The sequence below is a fragment of the Streptomyces sp. NRRL S-337 genome (assembly GCF_000720175.1).
Classification (GTDB): domain Bacteria; phylum Actinomycetota; class Actinomycetes; order Streptomycetales; family Streptomycetaceae; genus Streptomyces; species Streptomyces siderophoricus.
On record NZ_JOIX01000113.1, the window covers coordinates 1 to 19,797 of the forward strand.

The window sequence follows — 19,797 nt, forward strand, 5'->3', positions numbered from 1 at the left end:
TGGTCACACTTCCGCAGACGCAGCCAAGCCCGAGCCCGCCACTGCCACTACCAACGCCGAGGCCACAACCCCCACATGCGGTTGCAGTACTAGGGGGCGGTCGAACGGATCCCGTAGGGGTCGCGAGGGCCCCCTCGGGGGCCACAACGGGGCGGGGTGGAGGGATATTCCCTACGGCCGCCGGCGGTCCGGCTCGCGTCGCGCCACGAACTAGAAGCCCAGCTTCCGCAGTTGCTTCGGGTCGCGCTGCCAGTCCTTGGCGACCTTGACATGCAGGTCGAGGAAGACCGGCGTGCCGAGCAGTGCCTCGATGTGCTTGCGCGACTTGGTGCCGACCTCCTTCAGGCGCTTGCCCTTGGGGCCGATGATGATGCCCTTCTGGCTGGGCCGCTCGATGTAGACGTTGGCGTGCACGTCCAGGAGCGGCTTGTCGGCGGGGCGGTCCGCGCGCGGGATCATCTCCTCGACGACGACGGCGATGGAGTGCGGCAGCTCGTCGCGGACGCCCTCCAGCGCGGCCTCGCGGATCAGCTCGGCGACCATGACCTGCTCGGGCTCGTCGGTGAGGTCGCCCTCCGGGTAGAGCGCCGGGCCCTCGGGGAGCAGCGGCACCAGCAGATCGGCGAGCAGGGAGACCTGGGTGTCGCCCACGGCCGAGACCGGGATGATCTCGGCCCACTCGATGCCCAGTTCCTTGCCGAGCTGATCGATCGCGATCAGCTGGGCGGCCAGCGTCTTGGAGTCGACCAGGTCGGTCTTGGTGACGATGGCGACCTTGGGGGTCTTCTTGATCTCGGCCAGCTCACCGGCGATGTAGCGGTCGCCGGGGCCGATCTTCTGGTCCGCGGGCAGGCAGAAGCCGATCACGTCGACCTCGGACCACGTGGTGCGGACGATGTCGTTGAGCCGCTCGCCGAGCAGGGTGCGCGGCTTGTGCAGGCCCGGGGTGTCGACGAGGACCAGCTGGGCGTCGGGGCGGTGCACGATGCCGCGGACCGTGTGCCGGGTGGTCTGCGGGCGGTTGGAGGTGATCGCCACCTTCGTACCCACGAGAGCGTTCGTCAGGGTCGACTTGCCCGCGTTGGGGCGGCCGACGAAGCAGGCGAAGCCGGCCCGGTGGGCGGCGGAGGAGTCTGTACGAACGCTCATGGCGCCCATTCTCCCCGATCCGGGACGCCGCTCCGACCATCCGGGCCGGACGCTCAGTCGACGACCGCCGCCGTGCCCTCGAAGGTGGTGTCCTTCAGCGCGGCGTCGATCCGGGCGAGGGCGTCGGCGGACAGGGTGATCCGGGCGGCGGCGAGGTTCTCCGCGATGTGGGCCGGAGTGCGGCTGCCGGGGATCGGCACGACGTGCTCGTCCTGGTGCAGCAGCCAGGACAGCGCCAGCTGGCCGGAGGAGATGCCGAGGTCCTCGGCGAGGCCGCGGAGCGGCGCGAAGCGGTCCTGATTGGCCTTGAGGTTGGCGGCGTCGAAGCGCGGCAGATGACGGCGGAAGTCGTCCCCGGCGACCTGCTGGACGGTGCCGGTGAGGAATCCGCTGCCCAGCGGGCTCCAGGCGACGATGCCCACGCCCAGCTCGCGGGCGGTGGCGAGCAGCTCGGCGTCGATGGGCTGCCACATCGACCACTGGACCTGGACGGCGGCCACCGGGCGGACCGCGTGCGCGCGCCGCAGCTGGTCGGCGGTGACGTTGGACAGACCCAGGTGACGGACCAGCCCGGCGTCGATCAGCTCGGCGACGGCACCGACGGTGTCCTCGAACGGAACCTGCGGGTCCGGGTAGTGCGGGTAGTAGAGGTCGATGACCTCGGTCCGCAGATTGCGCAGCGATGCCTCGGCGTAGCCGCGCACGTGGCGGGGGTCGGCGTTCACGGCCAGTTCACCGAAGCCGTAGTTGACCGGGAAGGGGTGCGGTGCGACGCCCTCGGGGAGCCGGAAGCCGAACTTGGTCGCGAGCACGACCTCGTCGCGGCGGCCGCGCAGCGCCCGGCCGATCAGCTGCTCGTTGTGGCCGTCGGGGCCGTAGCCGTCCGCGGTGTCGATCAGGGTGGCGCCCTCGTCGAGGGCGGAGAGCAGGGCGGTGGTGCCGCGCTGCTCGTCGGTCTCGCCGTAGACGCCGGGCGAGAGGACCATCGTGCCGAAGCCGATGGCGGAGCTGGTGAGGCCGCCCAGGGTGCGGGCGGGGAGGGCGGTTGCGGCAGTCACGGCGGGCTCCTGGTGGGCGCGGGCCGGCGGCGGGGCCGGCAACGGCTGCTGACACCCCTGATCCTTGCCGCCCCGGCCCTCACACGTCCAAGAGCTGCGGTGATAGCTGATGGTTATGGATCGCCGATGGTGATGGACCGCCGATGACCAGCTATGGCCCGCCCGCACGGGAGAGGGACCGTGGCGGAAGCACGCCGCCCACGGTCCGGCGCCCGGGTTTACGCCTCGCCCGCCGGGACGGTGGTGCGCAGGGTGCCGTCGAGGCCCGCGACGAGGACCGGCGTCCCGGGGCCACCGAGGTCCCGGACGGCCGCACGGTCCGCGTCCGTGGCGCGCTCGGCGTCGGTGACCACGGCTGCCGCCTCCAGGGACGTGGCGCCGCTGGCGACGGCCATCGCCACGGCCGTCTGCAGGGCGCTGAGCTGCAACGAGTCCAGCGCGACGGTGCCGGCGACGTACGTACGGCCGGTCTCGTCGCGCACGGCGGCGCCCTCGGGCACGCCGTTACGGGCCCGCGCCGAGCGCGCGAGCGTGATGATCTTGCGGTCTTCGGGGTCCAGCGGTGCGGCTTCGGTCATACCGGCGAGCATATGCGCCGGCCCCGCGACGTGAGGAAGAAGGTGGCTGCCCCGGTCCCCCGTGGCCGGGGCAACCTGCGCGGCAAGATTTCTCGGACGATTTCTCTCCCGCAGGGCGGCCGCCTTTCGGCGACCGCCCGAAGATCCTTCCACGGCCCGCCGTGAAGAATCCAGTCCCACCGGAAATGGCTTCCAGAACATTCCCGGTGCACTGCAGATAAGTAGCACGGAGGGATGTGGCGCCGGAAATGGAGAGCGGGGCTTTGCCCCGTGGGGTCTCGTCGGGTCATTTCCCGGATGTGCCGGAATTATGCGGAGAGCTCTCCGGCGTCCGTGGCCCGTACCGGCTCGCAGAGCACCGTGACGATCTTGTTGCGGCGGCCGGCCGGTGATTCGGCGGTCAGCCGCAGCCCCTTCAGTTCGGGGTCGGCGGCCGTGTCGGAGAGGTCGACCTCGGCCGTGGCGCCGGCGATCGGAACCCGGCCGAGCAGCTTGGCCAGCAGCCCGCCGACCGTCTCGACGTCCTCGTCGTCCAGCTCCGCCAGGCCGTAGAGCTCGCCGAGGTCGCCGATGTCGAGGCGGGCGGTGACGCGGTAGCGGCCGTCACCGAGGTCCTCGACCGGCGGCAATTCTCGGTCGTATTCGTCGGTGATCTCACCGACGATCTCTTCGAGAATGTCCTCGATGGTGACGATTCCGGCGGTGCCGCCGTATTCGTCGATGACCACCGCGACGTGATTGCGGTCCTGCTGCATTTCGCGCAGCAGATCACCGGCATTCTTGGTGTCGGGCACGAAGACCGCGGGCCGCATGGCCGTGGAGACCAGCTCGGTCTCCGCGTCGCGGCTGATGTGGACCTTGCGGGCCAGGTCCTTCAGATAGACCACACCGACGATGTCGTCCTCGTTCTCGCCCGTCACCGGGATACGGGAGAAACCGGAACGCAGGGCGAGGGTCAGCGCCTGCCGGATGGTCTTGAACCGCTCGACGGAGACCAGGTCGGTGCGCGGCACCATCACCTCGCGGACGAGGGTGTCGCCGAGCTGGAAGACGGAGTGCACCATCCGGCGCTCGTCGTCCTCGATCAGCGACTCCTTCTCCGCGAGGTCGACCAGCGAGCGCAGCTCGGCCTCGGAGGCGAAGGGGCCCTTGCGGAAGCCCTTGCCGGGAGTGAGGGCGTTGCCGATGAGGATCAGCAGCTGCGGGATCGGGCCCATGACGCGGGCCAGCGGCAGCAGGACGTAGGCGGCCGCGGTGGCGGTGTTCAGCGGGTGCTGGCGGCCGATCGTCCGCGGCGAGACGCCGACCGCGACATAGCTGACCAGCACCATCACGGCGATGGCGACGGTCAGCGCCTGCCAGGTCTCGTCGAACGAGCGCAGGCAGGCGTAGGTGACCAGGGCACCGGCGGCCATCTCGCAGCCGACCCGCACCAGCAGGGCGACGTTGAGGTAACGGGTGGGGTCGGCGGCGACCTGGGCGAGCTTGGCGCTGCCGCGGCGGCCGGAACGGACGGCCTCCTCGGCGCGGAAACTCGTCGTACGGGCCAGCCCGGCCTCCGCGCAGGCGGCGAGCCAGGCGATCACGACGAGCAGGACCGCGACCGCGATCAGCTGGGTGGTCATCGCGGAGCCCGTCAGGTCACGGTGGGCGCCGGCGAGGGGCCGGTCAGCCCCCGCTCGCTGCGCCAGCCGTCGACGATCGCCGCCTGGAGGCCGAACATCTCGGCCTTCTCGTCGGGCTCCTCGTGGTCGTAACCGAGGAGGTGGAGGACGCCGTGCACGGTCAGCAGCTGGAGCTCCTCATCCATGCTGTGCGCGGTCGGCGCCTCCTCGCCCTGCTTCTTGGCGACCTCCGGGCACAGCACGATGTCACCGAGCAGGCCCTGCGGGGGCTCCTCGTCGTCCTTGGCCGGCGGACGCAGCTCGTCCATCGGGAAGGACATGACATCGGTCGGTCCGGGCAGGTCCATCCACTGCAGATGGAGCTGCTCCATGGCCTCGGTGTCCACGACGATCACGGACAGCTCGGAGAGCGGGTGGATGCGCATCCGGCCGAGGGCGTAGCGGGCGACGTCCAGGATCGCCTGCTCGTCGACCTCCGTGCCGGATTCGTTGTTGACGTCGATGGACATGGGGCGTTGCGTCTCGCTTCTCGTTCGCGCGGTGCGTCCGGCTCACTGGCCGTTGCGGCTGTCGTACTTCTCGTAGGCGTCGACGATACGGCCCACGAGCTTGTGCCGGACCACGTCCTGGCTGGTGAGCAGGGAGAAGTGCACGTCGTCGACGCCCTCCAGGATTTCCCTGACCTGGCGCAGACCGCTCTTGGTGCCGCCGGGGAGGTCGACCTGGGTGACGTCACCGGTGACGACGATCTTCGATTCGAACCCGAGGCGGGTGAGGAACATCTTCATCTGCTCGGGGTTCGTGTTCTGCGCCTCGTCGAGGATGATGAACGCGTCGTTCAGCGTCCGGCCGCGCATGTACGCCAGCGGCGCGACCTCGATCGTGCCCGCGGCCATCAGGCGCGGGATGGAGTCGGGGTCGAGCATGTCGTGCAGCGCGTCGTAGAGCGGGCGCAGATACGGGTCGATCTTCTCGTAGAGGGTGCCGGGCAGGAAGCCCAGCCGCTCGCCGGCCTCGACCGCGGGGCGGGTCAGGATGATGCGGTTGACCTGCTTGGCCTGGAGCGCCTGGACGGCCTTGGCCATCGCGAGATACGTCTTGCCGGTGCCGGCCGGGCCGATGCCGAAGACGACGGTGTGCTTGTCGATGGCGTCGACGTAGCGCTTCTGGTTGAGGGTCTTGGGACGGATCGTCCGGCCGCGGTTGGAGAGGATGTTCTGGGTGAGCACCTCGGCGGGCGTCTCGCTCCCGACGCCCTCGCCGTTCTCCGCCGCGCGCAGCATGGCGATCGAGCGTTCCACCGCGTCCTCCGTCATCGGTTGTCCGGTGCGGAGCACCAGCATCATCTCGTCGAAAAGGCGCTGGACGAGGGCCACTTCCCGGGCGTCGCCGACCGCGCTGACTTCGTTGCCCCGGACGTGGATGTCGGTCGCCGGGAAGGCTTTTTCGATCACTCGCAGAAGCGAGTCGCCGGAACCCAGGACCGTCACCATCGGGTGCTTGGCCGGGACGGTGAACTGGGCGCTCGCCTGCGGTTCCATGGGTGTCTGCGTCATAGCGCGGCTCGGTGGCCTGCTCAACCCCCATCCTTTGCTCATGAAGACGTGCCGAGGAGGTGCCTGTCGGCACGGCCTCCTTGCGATACAAGAGTACGACGGGGCACCGACAGGCCCGAGAGTTTTTCCTGGCGGCCGTCCTGACCTGGGTTTCCGCCGAGGGACGGCGGTCGGCGCGAGGGCTGCTTCCGGGGGCCTCGCGCGGCGGCTCAGGCCGGGCGGCGGAAGCCGATCGTGGGGACCGCGCGGGCCAGCGGCGCCGGACGGTAGGCCGCGGGCAGCACCTCGTCGAGGAAGGCGTACTGCCGGCGCAGCGCGCCCGGGGCACCCGCCTCGCACAGCCGCACCTGCTGCCACCAGGTGGCGATCTCCGCCCAGCCCGGCGCGGACAGCGACCCGCCGAACTCCTGCACCGACAGCGCGGCGCTCAGCCCGGCGAACGCCAGCCGGTCGGTCAGCGGCCAGTCGGCCAGGGTGCCGGTGACGAAGCCCGCGACGAAGACGTCGCCGGCGCCGGTCGGATCCAGCGCCTCCACCGCGATCGCGGGCACCTCGGCGGTCTCGCCGGTCCGCCCGTCCACCGCGTAGGCGCCCTTCGAGCCCAGCGTGACGACGGCCAGCGGCACCCGGTCGGCCAGCTTGCGGGCGGCCGCGCGGGGGCAGGTCGTGCGGGTGTAGCGCATCGCCTCCTCGGCGTTGGGCAGGAACGCCTCGCAGTGTTCGAGGTCGGCGAGGTCGGCCGGGTCCCAGCGGCCGCTGTCGTCCCAGCCGACATCCGCGAAGATCCGGCTGCCGCGGCCGGCCGCGCACTCCAGCCAGGGCTCCCGCCGGCCGGGCACGAGCGAGGCGACACACGCCCGGGACGGCGGCGGGCAGCCCGGTGCGTGCCGGCCGTCGAAGGTGAAGTCGGGGGGCGGCGCCTGATGGCCGTGCGAGACCATCGTGCGCTCGCCCTCGTACGCCATGGAAACGGTGACCGGGGAGTGCCAGCCCGGGACCGTGCGTGACAGCGCCAGGTCGATGCCCTCGCCCTGTTCGAGCGCCTCCCAGCAGTACTCGCCGTACTTGTCGTCGCCGAAGGCGGCGGCCAGGGAGGTGCGCAGGCCGAGCCGGGCCAGGGCGGTGGCCATGTTGGCGACGCCACCGGGGCTGGAGCCCATGCCGCGGGCCCAGGATTCGGTGCCGCGGACCGGGGCGGAGTCCAGGCCGGTGAAGATGATGTCGAGGAAGACCGTGCCGGTGAGGTAGACGTCGGTGCGCGGATCGCCGTCCGCCCGTACCTCGGCCAGGGGGTCGAGGCCCGGTGGCGTCTCGGCCGGGCCCGTGGGCGGGTGGACATCACGTCGGCTGGTCACCGTGCACGCCCCTCTCGTATCGGCACGTGCCGCCAGTGTGCCTGATGCTGCGGTACGTTCCGCCCCATGAGGCTCACGATTCTCGGCGGTGGCGGTTTCCGGGTGCCGCTGGTCTACCGCGCGCTCCTGGCCGACCCGGCGGACTCCGTCTCCGAGGTGGTGCTGCACGACACCGACAGCCGGCGGGTGGCGGTCATCGCGGAGGTGTTGACGCGGCTGGCCCAGGGGCATCCGGCACCGGTGCCGGTCCGGGTCGCGCAGAGCCTGGACGAGGCGCTGGCCGGGGCGGACTTCGTGTTCTCGGCGATCCGGGTGGGCGGCACGGCCGGCCGGATACGCGACGAACGGATCCCGCTGGCCGAGGGCGTACTGGGCCAGGAGACGGTGGGCGCGGGCGGGGTCCTGTACGGCCTGCGGACGATCCCGGTGGCGCTGCACATCGCCGAGCGGGTAGCCCAGCTCGCGCCGGCGGCCTGGGTCATCAACTTCACCAACCCCGCGGGCATGGTGACCGAGGCGATGTCCCAGGTGCTCGGCGACCGCGTCATCGGGATCTGCGACTCCCCGGTCGGGCTGGTGCGCCGGGCCGCGCGGGCGGCGGGGCTGGGCCCGGCGGCCTTCGAGAGCGGCCGGGTCGGCTACGACTACGTCGGCCTCAACCACCTCGGCTGGCTGCGGTCGTTGACGTTCGAGGGCGCCGAACTGCTGCCGCGTCTGCTGGGCGACGACTCCGCGCTGGCCTCCTTCGAGGAGGGCCGGCTGTTCGGCGCGGAGTGGCTGCAGACCCTGGGCGCGCTCCCGAACGAGTACCTGCACTACTACTACTTCCGCCGCGAGACCCTCGACTCCCTCCGGGACACCCGGGAGACCCGCGGCGAGTTCCTCGACCAGCAGCAGGGCGGCTTCTTCGAGCGGGCCGCGGCGGCCGGCGGCCCGGACGCGGTGTACGCCCTGTGGGAGCGGACCCGGCTGGAGCGCGAGGAGACGTACATGGCGCACAGCCGGGAGGCCACCGGCGGCTGGCAGCGCGACAGCCACGACCTGGAGGGCGGCGGCTACGACCGGGTGGCGCTGGCGCTGATGCACGCCATCGTGCGCAACAGCGGCACCCGGCTGATCCTGAACGTCCGCAACGGCACGACGGTGCCGCAACTGGCGCCGGACGCGATCGTGGAGACGGTGTGCGAGGTGACCGCGCACGGCGCCCGGCCGCTGCCCTGCGCCCCGCTGCGCGAGGACCAGTTGGGGCTGATGCTCCAGGTCAAGGCGGTCGAACGGGCAGCGGTGGTGGCCGCCACCCGCAAGGACCGCGGCGCGGCCCTGCGCGCCCTGGCGCTGCACCCCCTGGTGGACTCCCCCGCGGTGGCCGCCCGCATCCTGGAACGGGCGGCCAATAAGGACTGAGGCGCCGCCCCGGACTCCCCCCACCGGCCTTCCACACACCGGCCTGGCCGCGCGAGAACGCCCTGCGGAGGCTGAACGCCCTCCAGAGGCCGCATGCCCTCGGGAGGAGGAACGCCCTCCGGAGGCTGGACGCCCTCCGCACGCGGAATACCCCTCGCCCGCGCCGCGTTGTGGCCCCGCAGGGGGCCCGCGTATCCCCTACGGGATCTGTTCGACCGCCCCCTACGGGACCGCGTACGGGACCGCGCCCGTAGGGACCCGCGTCCCAGTCACCGCCGGGGCCTCTCCGGCCCGGCCCGGCCCCGCCCCCGTCCCTCAGTGCCCCCGCTTGACCCACTCGTCCAGGTGCGGCGCCTCGTCCCCGATCGTCGTGGGGTCGCCGTGCCCGGTGCGTACCGCCGTCTCCGGTGGCAGGATCAGCAGCCGGTCCCGGATCGAGGCGACGATCGTCGGGAAGTCCGAGAAGGACCGGCCGGTGGCGCCGGGGCCGCCCTGGAAGAGGGTGTCGCCGGTGAAGACGGTGCCCAGGTCGGGGGCGTACAGGCAGACCGCGCCGGGGGCGTGACCGGGGGTGTGCAGCACGGTCAGGTCCGTACCGGCGATGGTCAGGACCTGGCCGTCGGCCAGGTCCGCGTCCGGGACCGTGCCGGGGTGGGTCATCTTCCACAGCGGCAGATCGGCCGGGTGCAGATGGATCCGGGCGCCGGTGCGGGCGGCCAGCGCCGGGGCGGCGTCGATGTGGTCGTTGTGCGCGTGGGTGCAGATGATCGCCCGCAGCGTCCGGCCGGCCAGCGCCTCGAAGATGGCGTCGGCGTCGTGCGCGGCGTCGATGACGATCGCCTCGTCGTCGTTCCCGACGATCCACACGTTGTTGTCGACGTCCCAGGTGCCGCCGTCGAGCGAGAATGTCCCCGAGGTGACGAGGTGGTCGATCCGCGCCGCCATCAGAGCGTCACCACCGAACGCAGCACGTCGCCCGCGTGCATCCGGTCGAAGGCCCGCTCGACGTCGTCGATGCCGATGGTTTCGGTGACGAACGTGGAGAGGTCGATCCGGCCCTGCTGGTGCAGGTCGATCAGCATCGGGAAGTCGCGGGACGGCAGGCAGTCGCCGTACCAGGAGGACTTGAGCGCGCCGCCGCGGCCGAACACGTCCAGCAGGGGCAGTTCCAGGGTCATGTCCGGGGTGGGCACGCCCACCAGGACGACCGTGCCGGCCAGATCGCGGGCGTAGAAGGCCTGTTTGTACGTCTCGGGGCGGCCGACCGCCTCGATGACGACGTCCGCGCCGAACCCGCCGGTCAGTTCGCGGATCGCCTCGACGGGGTCGGTGGTACGGGAGTTGACGGTGTGGGTGGCGCCCATGGTGCGCGCGAGGTCCAGCTTGCGGTCGTCGATGTCGACGGCGATGATCCGGGCCGCGCCGGCCAGCCGGGCGCCGGCCACGGCCGCGTCGCCGACCCCGCCGCAGCCGATGACCGCGACCGAGTCGCCGCGGGTGACCCCGCCGGTGTTGATCGCGGCGCCGATGCCGGCCATCACCCCGCAGCCCAGCAGGCCGGCCACCGCGGGCGACACCTCCGGGTCGACCTTGGTGCACTGCCCCGCGGCGACCAGCGTCTTGTCGGCGAAGGCCCCGATGCCCAGCGCCGGCGTCAGCTCCGTGCCGTCCTTCAGCGTCATCCTCTGGCGGGCGTTGTGGGTGTCGAAACAGTATTGGGGGCGGCCGCGCAGACAGGCCCGGCACTGGCCGCACACCGCACGCCAGTTGAGGATGACGAAGTCCCCCGGCGCGACGTCGGTGACCCCGGCGCCGACCGACTCCACGACCCCGGAGGCCTCGTGGCCGAGCAGGAACGGGAACTCGTCGTTGATGCCGCCCTGCTTGTAGTGCAGATCGGTGTGGCACACCCCGCACGCCTGGACCTTCACCACGGCCTCGCCGGGACCCGGGTCCGGCACCAGGATCGTCTCCAGCCGTACCGGTTCGTTCTTCCCCGGCGCGATCACGCCGCGCACTTCCTGTGCCATCGGAACAGCCCCTTTCAAAGATCACTACGGGACCACTGTGGCGCACTGCCACTGAGCCGTGCCTCACCGTACGCGTGCCGGGCGACCGCGCACAGGACCACGGCCGGGTTCATGATCCCCGGCGCGCGGCGACCGCGTCCGGCCGGTGTCCGTCACCGGCCGCGGTCACCAGCGCGGGACGGCCGGGACGGTCCAGTCCGGGTCCGCGTGGCGCATCGCGGCGGCGTCGTCGCGGTCGCGCAGGCCCCCGTCGTCGGCCAGCCAGCGGTGGTGCAGCGCGGCGAGCCGGTCCCGGTCGAGGGTGACGCCGAGGCCGGGGGCGTCGCCGACGGCCACCCTGCCGTCGCGGATCGCGATCCGCTCGGTGAGGACGTCCTCGGTCTGCCAGGGGTAGTGGGTGTCGCAGGCGTGGTGGAGGTCCGGCACGGTCGCCGCCACCTGGGTCATCGCGGCCAGGCTGATGCCGAGGTGGGTGTTGGAGTGCATGGACAGGCCGACGCCGAAGGTGCGGCAGACGGCGGCGAGTTCGCGGGTGGCGCGCAGCCCGCCCCAGTAGTGGTGGTCGCAGAGCACCACCTGGACGGCGCGGCGGCGGAACGCCTCGGCGATCTCGTCGAAGGTCGTCACGCACATGTTGGTGGCCAGCGGCAGGCGGGTGCCGGCCGCCACCTCCGCCATCCGCGCGGTCCCGCCGGCCGGGTCCTCCAGGTACTCCAGCACGTCCGCCAGCTCGTCCGCGACCTTCAGTGAAGTGGCCACGCTCCAGGCGCCGTTGGGGTCGAGCCGCAGTGGCCGCCCGGGGAACGCGGCGGCCAGCGCGCGGATCGCGGCGATCTCCTGCGCGGGCTCGAAGACGCCGCCCTTGAGCTTGAAGGACGTGAAGCCGTAGGTGTCGGCGAAGCGGTGGGCCTGGGCCACCACCCCGGCCGGGTCGAGCGCCGCGCCCCAGTCGTCCCGTTCGCCGCGGCCGCCGGGGTGTTCGGCCCACCGGTAGAAGAGGTACGCGCCGTACTCCACACTGCCCCGGACCCTGCCGCCGAGCAGGGCGTGGACCGGCAGTCCGGTGGCCTTTCCCCAGGCGTCGAGGCAGGCGACCTCGAAGCCGGAGAGGACCGACAGTCGTAGCTTTTCGGCGGTCCGGACGCCGCGCAGCCCGCCGGCGTGCACCGCCCCCGCGTCGGTGGCGGCAGGTGAGTCCCCGCACACCTCGGCGGCGAGCGCGGGCAGCCCGTTCAGATCCGTGACCCGTCGGCCGATCAGCGCCGCGGCCAGCGGCCGGGCCAGGTCCAGATAGCCGGTGTCCCCGTAGGTCTCGCCGAGTCCGGTGGCCCCCTCCTCGGTGACCAGCTCGATGATCAGCCGCGGGGTGTACGGCTGGTGTACGCCCTGGGTGTTGAGCAGCGGCGGGTCGGCCACCAGGACCGGGGTGAGCCGGACCTCGGCGATGGCGAGGGGATGCGGGGCGTCGGTCATCCGGGGCTCCTACGGGGTACGACCGGCCCGCGGCCGGATCGGTGGCACGGTCGGTGACGGGGCCGGTGGCATGGTCGACAGCGACACTCCATTCATGCATACAAACAGCGTCCATGCATGCAGGTGGACGCTATGGAGCCCCCTCCGGACCGTCAAGGCCTCACCTCTTGCGGGAACTTCTCGCCAAGGGTTGAATCTGCGCGCGTAGACCAAGGAATGAGGGGCCGTCAGCCGCCCCACGTCCTGGGACCCACCCCCCATTTTCTCCAAGAGGAGCCGCGCATGCCCCGTCCCGACCGCTTCCGTTCCGGTCGCCTCCGCCCCGCCCTGTCGCGCCGCGCCCGCCTCGGTGCCGCGACGGTCGCCGCCCTCGTCGCCGGCACCGCCGTCTTCGGCATCGGTCAGGCCACCGCCGAGCACTCCGTCCCGCGGACCGACAAGGAGATCCCCAACCTCACGCAGGTCCAGGACAAGATCAAGGCGTACTACGGCGACACGGTCACGGCCGACGGCGAGCACTACGCCTCCCCGCACAGCAACTACGCCCGCCAGGTCCGCGGCATCGAGGCCAAGGCCCGCACCTACCTGGACAAGGCGCTCGCCCGCCAGGCCCGGGCAGGCAAGAAGACCAGGCCCGCCATCGTCCTCGACATGGACGACACCACCCTGCTCACGTACAACTACGAGCTCCAGGTCGGCTTCGCCTTCACCCCGCAGAGCCAGGACAAGTACCTGGAGCACACCGACATGGACCCGGTCTTCGGCATGAACCGGCTCGTCAACCACGCCCGCGACAAGGGCGCCGAGATCTTCTTCATCACCGGCCGCAAGGAGGCCCAGCGCGACTGGAGCGTGCGCAACCTGAAGAACGTGGGCTACGGCGTCCCGCTGGACCGGACGCACGTCTACCTGAAGGACAAGGAGCACCCGCCGGCCTACCTGACCTGCGGCAGCACCTGCACGACCGTCGAGTACAAGTCGGGGACCCGCAAGCACATCGAGTCCCTGGGCTACGACATCGTCGCCAACTTCGGCGACCAGTACAGCGACCTGGAGGGCGGCTACGCCCACCGGACGTTCAAGATGCCGAACCCGATGTACTACCTGCCGTAACGGCAGGCCGGGGCCTCGTGCCCGTGCTCAGCGTCGCTTGGGCACGGGCACGCGCATGAGGTCCCTGGCGATCGTCAGCTCACCGCCGTACCCCGCCGCACGGGCCTGCCGAGCGAACTCCGCGGGGTCGTCGTAACGCTGCGAGAAGTGCGTCAGCACCAGATGCCGCACCCCGGCCCGCACCGCCACCGCGCCGGCCTGCCCTGCCGTCAAGTGCCCGTGATCGGCGGCGAGTTGGGCATCATCGTCCAGGAAGGTGGACTCGATGACGAGCATGTCCACACCCTGCGCGAGCGCCTCGACGCCCTCGCACATCCGGGTGTCCATCACGAACGCGAACCGCTGGCCGGGGCGGTGCTCGCTCACCTCGTCGAGGGTGACGCCGTTCAGCTCCCCCTCCCGCGCCAGGCGCCCGACGTCCGGCCCGGTGATGCCGTGCTCCGCCAGCCGCTCCGGCAGCATCCGGCGCGCGTCCGGCTCCACGAGCCGGTAGCCGTACGACTCGACCGGGTGCGACAGCCGGCGCGCCTGAAGGGTGTACGAGGCGCAGCGGTCCAGCTCCCCGTCGGCCGCGACCGGCCGCTCGACCAGCCGGACGGTCTCGCGGTAGGCGGTCGCGTAGCGCAGCCGCTCGAAGAAGTGCTGGCCGCTGGCCGGGAAGTGGGCGGTGACCGGGTGGGGCACCCGGTCGAGGTTGATCCGCTGGATCACCCCGGCGAGCCCGAGCGAGTGGTCGCCGTGGAAGTGGGTGATGCAGATCCGGTTGAGGTCGTGGGCCGCGACCCCGGCGCGCAGCATCTGGCGCTGTGTCCCCTCGCCGGGGTCGAAGAGCAGCCCCTGGCCGTCCCACCGCAGCAGATAGCCGTTGTGGTTGCGGTGCCGGGTGGGGACCTGGCTGGCGGTGCCGAGGACGACCAGTTCACGTACGGACATGGCTGGTTACCCGGGGGGCCACTGGAGGCCGCGGCCGCCCAGGACGTGCAGATGGGCGTGGAAGACGGTCTGGCCCGCGCCGGAGCCGGTGTTGAAGACCACCCGGTAGCCGGTGTCCTCGACCCCGTCCCCGGCGGCGACCTCCCGGGCCTCGCGCAGTATGTCGGCGACGACCTGCGGTTCGGCGGCGGCGAGGGCCGCGGCGTCCGGGTGGTGCACCTTGGGGATGATCAGGACGTGCGTCGGGGCCTGGGGGTTGATGTCGCGGAACGCGACGGTGGTCTTGGTCTCGCGGACGATGGTCGCCGGCACCTCCCCGGCCACGATCTTGCAGAACAGGCAATCGGCCTGCGGTTCTCCCGCCACCGTTGGCTCCTCCCAGCTCATCCCTCGTACGCACGGTGCGCACGGCCTCGGATGCTACCGGGCGAGCCGTGTGGGGCGTCGCAGCGACGGGGGGACCGGGATCACTAAGCTGGCCTTGATCGCTTTCGCCCACAACCGGGAGTTATGCACCATGGCAACCACGCGCACCGCCAAGACCCACTGGGAAGGCAACCTCCTCCAGGGCAAGGGCACCGTCGCCCTGGAGTCCTCCAAGGTCGGTACGTACGACGTGAACTGGCCCGCCCGCGCGGAGCAGCCGAACGGCGTGACCAGCCCCGAGGAGCTGATCGCGGCGGCCCACTCGTCCTGCTACTCCATGGCGTTCTCGCACGGCCTGGCGGGCAAGGGCCACACCGTCGAGGCCCTGGACACCCAGGCCGACGTCACCTTCCAGCCCGGTGAGGGCATCACCGCGATCGCGCTGACCGTCAAGGCCCGGGTCCCCGGCCTGTCCGAGGAGGACTTCCAGGCCGCGGCCGAGGACGCCAAGAAGAACTGCCCGGTGAGCCAGGCGCTGGCCGGCGTCAAGAACATCACGCTGACGGCCGAGCTGCTGAGCTGACGGACGGGCGGCCTTTCTTCGTGAACGACAGTGCGCCGACGGGTCGTTGAGGCCGGTCGGCGCACCGTTGCGTGCGGGGGCGAGCGCGGCTCGGCGGGCTCAGATGCCCCGCTCGATCATGTCGATGACGTGCTGACCCGCGTCGTGAGCCTGGGAGGGCAACAGGCCGCGCAGGGGCCCGTCGACGAGGAGTGCGGCGAGGCCGTGGACGGCCGACCAGGCGAGGAACTCCGCTCCGGGGCGCCGGTCCTCGGGCAGCAGACCGTTCTCCACGAGGCCGTCGAGGGCCGCACCCAGGAGCTCGAAGGGGGTCTTGCCGCTGCCGCCCGCGGCGGTGGCGTCGGCGGCGTACGTCATGTCGCCGGGGACGTGGAACGCGGTGCGGAACAGGCCCGGTTCCTCCTGGGCGAAGCGCAGATAGCCGGTGCCCACCGCCCGGAAGCGGGCCCGTGCGGCGGCCGCGGCGTCCGGGGCCGGCGGCAGCGCGGCCTGCTCGGCCTGCTCGGCCTCCATGGTGCGGGCGAGCCGGGCCATGGCGGCCTGCGAGACGGCGTGCAGCAGGGCGCCGCGGTCGGCGAAGTGCCGGTAGGCGGCGTTGGGCACGACGCCCGCCTGGCGGGTCGCGGCGCGCAGCACCACCGCCTCGGGGCCGCCCTCCCGGGCCAGTTCGAGTCCGGCCTCGACGAGGGCGTTACGAAGATCGCCGTGGCGGTAGGTGGTCCGCTTCGCCCTGCCGCTCTCCGCCGCCATTACCCCTCCAACGTGGACATCCATGGGGACGCCCCTCCCCTGTGGACATCGAGGGGAGCATCCAATGTGGACAGCATCCACTTAACTCGTCTAGGCTTTCGCATGATCGAACGGGGCCGCGGATCGCCGCGTTCCCCACTTGTGGACATCGTACACATGGGCAGATCCGCGCCCGCAATCAAGGGGGAGCCTCGCATGCGCAAGGTCATCGCATCGATCTACATCACGCTCGACGGAGTCGTGGAGAACCCGGCCTGGACGGCCCCGTTCTTCGACGAGGAAGCCGCCGCGTTCGCCCGCGGCCAGCTCTTCGCCGCCGACGCCCTCCTGCTGGGCCGGGTCACCTACCAGGGATTCGCCGCCGCCTGGCCGTCGATGACCGACGAGGACGGCTTCGCCGAGCGGATGAACGCCCTGCCCAAGTACGTCGCCACCACGACGCTCGGCACACCGGAGTGGAACGCCACCTTCCTCACCGACGACATCCCCGCCGCCGTCGCCGGGCTGAAGCAGCAGGACGGCCAGGACCTGCTCGTCTACGGCAGCGGCGGGCTCGTCAACACCCTCCTGGCGCACGACCTGATCGACGAACTCCGCCTGTGGACGCACCCGGTCGTCGAAGGCACCGGCAAGCGCCTGTTCACCGAGAGCTCCCCGAAGAAGACACTCCGGCCGCTCGGTACCACCACCTTCCGCAGCGGCGCGCAGGTCCTCACGTACGCTCCCGCCACCGCCCCCGCTTCGGCCCGTTGACGGCCGGTCACCACCGGGAGAACCCCATGGGCAAGATCACCCACTTCGTGCACCAGTCACTGGACGGCTACATCGAAGGCCCCGACGGCGCCTTCGACTGGCCCCTCATGGGCCCCGAACTCTCCGCCCACTCGCTTCAACTCACCACCGAGGCGGACCAGTTCCTGTACGGCCGCAAGGTCTGGGACATGATGTCCGGCTTCTGGCCACGGGCGGAGGAGTACTCCACCGACGCGCACGACCTGGCCTTCGCCCCCGTATGGCGCAGCGCACCAAAGATCGTCGTCTCCTCGACGCTGGAGAAGGCCGACTGGAACACCCGCGTGATCGGTACCGACGTCGCCAAGGAACTCACCGCCCTCAAGCGGAGCGGGGCCCGCCTGCTGCTGTTCGGCGGCTCGGACCTCGCCGGCTTCCTCACCCGGCACGGGCTGATCGACGAGTACCAGATCTTCGTCCACCCGGTCGTGCTGGGCGGCGGCCGGCCCGTCTTCAGCACGCCGCAGGAGCGGATGAACCTGAGCCTCGTCGAGTCCAGGACCTTCGACTCCCAGGTGGTCCTGCTGCGCCACCGGCCGGCGAACCCGCCGTCCTGACGACCGGCGAACCCCACGCGACCCCGGCTCGTCACCTGGCTCAAGACCGAGCACGGCCTCGGCCACGGCCACGCCAACGCCCTCGTGGCCCACACCCTCGCCGAGGACAGCGGGACGTGAGCCGCTGAGGGCGGGCGGGGCTCAGCTCCAGCGTCCCGTGCGGCCCAGTAGGAGGGCGGTGGCCGCGGTACCGGCCGTGGAGGTGCGCAGGACGGTCCGGCCCAGGCGGTACGGCTTGGCGCCGGCCTCGGCGAAGAGGGCCAGCTCCTCCGGGGAGACACCGCCCTCGGGCCCCACGACCAGCACGATCCGGCCGGTGGCCGGGAGTTCCGCGGTGGCGAGCGGGGCGCTGCCCTCCTCATGGAGCACGGCCGCGAAGTCGGCGTCGGCGAGCAGGGCCGCCACCTGCTTGGTGGACAGCGGGTCCGCGACCTCCGGGAAGATCAGCCGGCGGGACTGCTTGCCCGCCTCACGAGCCGTGGCCCGCCACTTGCCCAGCGCCTTGGCGGCCCGTTCGCCCTTCCACTGGGTGACGCAACGCGCCGCCGGCCAGGGCACGATGGCGTCCACCCCGGTCTCGGTCATGGTCTCGACGGCCAGCTCGCCCCGGTCGCCCTTGGGGAGCGCCTGGACGACCGTGATGGTCGGGTCCGGCGCCTCCTCGGTGCGCAGATCGGCGACCGCGACGGTCAGCCGGTCCTTGCCCTCGGCGGCGGCCACCGTGCCGTAGGCGCCGGTGCCCTGACCGTCCGTCAGCACGACCTCCTCGCCCGCCCGCAGCCGGCGCACCGACACCGCGTGCCGGCCCTCCGGCCCGTCGACGGTGACCGTGCCGCCCGCCCGTACGTGCGCGAGCGACTCGACGAGGAACACGGGCGCGGTCATGCGGTGCCCCCGGCAGCCGGCGCGTCACCGGATCCGGTGTTTCCGGTCCCGGTTTCCGCAGCCCCGGCCCCGGTACGGCTCAACCCGGCGCGCGCCGCGTCGAGTTCGGCCACCAGAACCTCCACCAGCCGGGCGGCCGGCATCTCCCGGGCCAGCCGGTGCCCCTGCCCCGCCCACAGATTCAGGCCCTGGGCGTCGCCGGCCTTGGCCGCGGCCTTGCGCACCGTGGAGGTGAGGTAGTGGACGGCGGGGTAGGCGGCCGGGGCGTACGGGCCGTGCTCCCGCAGGAAGCGGTTCACCAGGCCGCGGGCCGGCCGCCCGGAGAACGCCCGGGTCAGCTCCGTGTGGGTGAAGAGGGGGTTGGTCAGCGCCTGCTTGTGCAGCGGATTGGCGCCCGACTCCGGGGTGGCGAGGAAGGCGGTGCCGAGCTGCGCCATGGTCGCCCCGGCGGCGAGCACCGCCGCGATCTGCGCCCCGCGCATCAGCCCGCCCGCGGCGATCACCGGGATCTGCACGGCCTCCCGGACCTGCCCGAGCAGCGCCAGCAGGCCCAGCCCCGCGCCGGTCCCGTCGGCGTGCGGGTCGTCGCGGTGGGTGCCCTGGTGGCCGCCCGCCTCCACGCCCTGCACACAGACGGCGTCCGCACCGGACCACTGCGCGGCCTGTGCCTCGGCCGCCGTGGTGGCCGTGACGATGGTGTACGTGCCCACCCTGGCGAAGGCGTCGAGGACCGCGCGCGAGGGGCAGCCGAAGGTGAACGACACCACCGGCACCGGGTCCTCGCGCAGGATCGCGAGCTTGGCCTCGTAGCCGTCGTCGGTGGGCCCGTCGGTCTCGCCGAGCTCGGTCTCGTACCAGGTGGCCTCGCCTGCGAGCTGTTCGCGGTACGCCTCGACGGCGGAGTGGTCGGCGAGCGACGGCTGCGGCATGAAGAGGTTGACGCCGAAGGGCCGGTCGGTCAGCGACCGCAGCTGTTTGATCTCCTGGTACATGCCGTCGGCGGTTTTGTAGCCGGCGGCGAGGAAGCCGAGACCGCCGGCGCCGCAGACGGCGGCGGCCAGTTCGGGCCCCGAGCCGCCGCCCGCCATGGGGGCCTGCACGATCGGGTAGCGGCAGAGATCGGTCAGTGCGCTGGGCATGACCACATCGTGTCACGGGACGCACCGACGCCCCGCATCAGGGGCTCGGCGGGGGGGGCGGGGCCGGGGGATGCGGGTGGGCGTGCGGACGCGGGTGGGGGCGCGGGTGGGGCGGGTGGTGGCAGGGCCTTGTGGGCGGCGGGGCATCCAGGGCCCTTAGTACTGCAACCGCATGTGGTGTGACCGTGTGGGCTGGGGCTCGTTGGTGTGACTGTGTGAGAAGTCGCTGACGGTTGAGCAGGTCGAGTCGTGGTCGGACGGTGTAGCGGGTCTGCATGCCCGGTTCGGGCATCGTTTTGGCAGGTCGGAGCCACGGGACCGGGCCTTGGACTATCTGCGGGGTCTGCTGGCTCCTTTGGAGAGGAAGAACGGCTGGACGCTGGCCGAGCAGGTCGGTCAGCTTCGCCCGGACGGCGTCCAGCGGTTGTTGAACCATTCGGACTGGGACGAG

20 protein-coding genes and 2 pseudogenes are annotated in these 19,797 nt (G+C 71.9%); 7 read left to right on the forward strand and 15 right to left on the reverse strand.

Translation table 11 applies throughout. The annotated features are described in order from the left end of the window. Positions 1–210: 210 nt before the first annotated feature. From era to IG62_RS0138585, 7 genes are all read right to left on the reverse strand, one after another. Positions 211–1,149, reverse strand: coding sequence for a GTPase Era (era, locus tag IG62_RS0138555; RefSeq protein WP_030815053.1), 939 nt, complete (start codon positions 1,147–1,149; stop codon positions 211–213). 53 nt (positions 1,150–1,202) lie between these two features. Next, a complete protein-coding gene (locus tag IG62_RS0138560; RefSeq protein ID WP_030815056.1) occupies positions 1,203–2,207 on the reverse strand; it encodes an aldo/keto reductase in 1,005 nt (334 codons plus the stop codon). A gap of 218 nt (positions 2,208–2,425) precedes the next feature. Next, the gene (locus IG62_RS0138565; RefSeq protein ID WP_037840377.1) at positions 2,426–2,785 is read right to left on the reverse strand and encodes a cytidine deaminase; all 360 of its coding nucleotides are present in this window, start codon (positions 2,783–2,785) and stop codon (positions 2,426–2,428) included. Between the two features lie 308 nt (positions 2,786–3,093). After that, positions 3,094–4,410, reverse strand: coding sequence for a hemolysin family protein (locus tag IG62_RS0138570; protein WP_030815061.1), 1,317 nt, complete (start codon positions 4,408–4,410; stop codon positions 3,094–3,096). 11 nt (positions 4,411–4,421) lie between these two features. Next, a complete protein-coding gene (gene ybeY / locus IG62_RS0138575; RefSeq protein WP_030815064.1) occupies positions 4,422–4,919 on the reverse strand; it encodes an rRNA maturation RNase YbeY in 498 nt (165 codons plus the stop codon). 42 nt (positions 4,920–4,961) lie between these two features. Continuing rightward, the gene (locus IG62_RS0138580) at positions 4,962–5,966 is read right to left on the reverse strand and encodes a PhoH family protein (protein WP_030815066.1); all 1,005 of its coding nucleotides are present in this window, start codon (positions 5,964–5,966) and stop codon (positions 4,962–4,964) included. 209 nt (positions 5,967–6,175) lie between these two features. Next, positions 6,176–7,321 carry a carbohydrate kinase family protein gene (locus tag IG62_RS0138585; RefSeq protein WP_030815068.1) on the reverse strand — a complete coding sequence of 382 codons (1,146 nt, stop codon included), beginning with the start codon at positions 7,319–7,321 and terminating at the stop codon, positions 6,176–6,178. Positions 7,322–7,387: 66 nt separating this feature from the next. Between IG62_RS0138585 and IG62_RS0138590 the strand changes: the two genes are divergently transcribed. Beyond that, positions 7,388–8,725, forward strand: coding sequence for a 6-phospho-beta-glucosidase (locus IG62_RS0138590; RefSeq protein WP_030815070.1), 1,338 nt, complete (start codon positions 7,388–7,390; stop codon positions 8,723–8,725). 315 nt (positions 8,726–9,040) lie between these two features. Here the strand turns inward: IG62_RS0138590 and IG62_RS0138595 are convergent, their stop codons facing one another. The 3 genes from IG62_RS0138595 to IG62_RS0138605 form a co-directional block, all read right to left on the reverse strand. Further along, positions 9,041–9,670, reverse strand: a complete 630-nt coding sequence (locus tag IG62_RS0138595) for an MBL fold metallo-hydrolase (RefSeq protein ID WP_030815072.1) — start codon at positions 9,668–9,670, stop codon at positions 9,041–9,043. Beyond that, positions 9,670–10,755 (reverse strand): S-(hydroxymethyl)mycothiol dehydrogenase, encoded by a 1,086-nt coding sequence (locus IG62_RS0138600; protein WP_030815074.1) that lies wholly within the window; start codon positions 10,753–10,755, stop codon positions 9,670–9,672. The genes IG62_RS0138595 and IG62_RS0138600 overlap by 1 nt, the downstream gene beginning before the upstream one ends. A 165-nt stretch (positions 10,756–10,920) precedes the next feature. Further along, positions 10,921–12,228: an enolase C-terminal domain-like protein gene (locus IG62_RS0138605; RefSeq protein WP_030815076.1), complete on the reverse strand. Its 1,308-nt coding sequence runs from the start codon at positions 12,226–12,228 to the stop codon at positions 10,921–10,923. Between the two features lie 282 nt (positions 12,229–12,510). Between IG62_RS0138605 and IG62_RS0138610 the strand changes: the two genes are divergently transcribed. Next, positions 12,511–13,341 (forward strand): HAD family acid phosphatase, encoded by an 831-nt coding sequence (locus IG62_RS0138610; protein ID WP_030815078.1) that lies wholly within the window; start codon positions 12,511–12,513, stop codon positions 13,339–13,341. Between the two features lie 27 nt (positions 13,342–13,368). On the opposite strand, the gene IG62_RS0138615 is transcribed toward IG62_RS0138610, so the two are convergent. Continuing rightward, complete coding sequence (locus IG62_RS0138615) at positions 13,369–14,274, reverse strand: ribonuclease Z (RefSeq protein WP_030815080.1); 906 nt, start codon at positions 14,272–14,274, stop codon at positions 13,369–13,371. A 6-nt stretch (positions 14,275–14,280) separates the two neighbouring features. Continuing rightward, on the reverse strand, positions 14,281–14,640 hold the full coding sequence (locus tag IG62_RS0138620) for a histidine triad nucleotide-binding protein (protein ID WP_030815082.1): 360 nt from the start codon (positions 14,638–14,640) through the stop codon (positions 14,281–14,283). A 151-nt stretch (positions 14,641–14,791) separates the two neighbouring features. On the opposite strand from IG62_RS0138620, the gene IG62_RS0138625 reads away from it, so the two are divergent. Further along, the gene (locus IG62_RS0138625; RefSeq protein WP_030815083.1) at positions 14,792–15,223 is read left to right on the forward strand and encodes an OsmC family protein; all 432 of its coding nucleotides are present in this window, start codon (positions 14,792–14,794) and stop codon (positions 15,221–15,223) included. A 99-nt stretch (positions 15,224–15,322) separates the two neighbouring features. On the opposite strand, the gene IG62_RS0138630 is transcribed toward IG62_RS0138625, so the two are convergent. Further along, positions 15,323–15,997 carry a TetR/AcrR family transcriptional regulator gene (locus IG62_RS0138630; protein WP_234326917.1) on the reverse strand — a complete coding sequence of 225 codons (675 nt, stop codon included), beginning with the start codon at positions 15,995–15,997 and terminating at the stop codon, positions 15,323–15,325. Positions 15,998–16,168: 171 nt separating this feature from the next. Here IG62_RS0138630 and IG62_RS0138635 point away from each other — a divergent pair, with 171 nt between their 5' ends. The 3 genes and pseudogenes from IG62_RS0138635 to IG62_RS45760 all read left to right on the forward strand — a co-directional run. Next, positions 16,169–16,726 carry a dihydrofolate reductase family protein gene (locus tag IG62_RS0138635; RefSeq protein ID WP_030815085.1) on the forward strand — a complete coding sequence of 186 codons (558 nt, stop codon included), beginning with the start codon at positions 16,169–16,171 and terminating at the stop codon, positions 16,724–16,726. 26 nt (positions 16,727–16,752) lie between these two features. Continuing rightward, the gene (locus IG62_RS0138640) at positions 16,753–17,322 is read left to right on the forward strand and encodes a dihydrofolate reductase family protein (RefSeq protein WP_030815089.1); all 570 of its coding nucleotides are present in this window, start codon (positions 16,753–16,755) and stop codon (positions 17,320–17,322) included. A gap of 27 nt (positions 17,323–17,349) precedes the next feature. Continuing rightward, positions 17,350–17,442 (forward strand): annotated as a pseudogene (locus IG62_RS45760) (DUF4287 domain-containing protein); the annotation flags it as partial. A 21-nt stretch (positions 17,443–17,463) separates the two neighbouring features. Here IG62_RS45760 and IG62_RS0138645 read toward each other — a convergent pair. Then, positions 17,464–18,207 carry a 16S rRNA (uracil(1498)-N(3))-methyltransferase gene (locus IG62_RS0138645; RefSeq protein WP_030815094.1) on the reverse strand — a complete coding sequence of 248 codons (744 nt, stop codon included), beginning with the start codon at positions 18,205–18,207 and terminating at the stop codon, positions 17,464–17,466. Continuing rightward, a complete protein-coding gene (locus IG62_RS0138650) occupies positions 18,204–19,346 on the reverse strand; it encodes a nitronate monooxygenase (RefSeq protein WP_051799176.1) in 1,143 nt (380 codons plus the stop codon). Before IG62_RS0138650 ends, IG62_RS0138645 begins: the two co-directional genes overlap by 4 nt. Positions 19,347–19,572: 226 nt before the next feature. Here IG62_RS0138650 and IG62_RS49335 point away from each other — a divergent pair. After that, a pseudogene (locus IG62_RS49335) lies at positions 19,573–19,797 on the forward strand (IS701 family transposase); the annotation flags it as partial.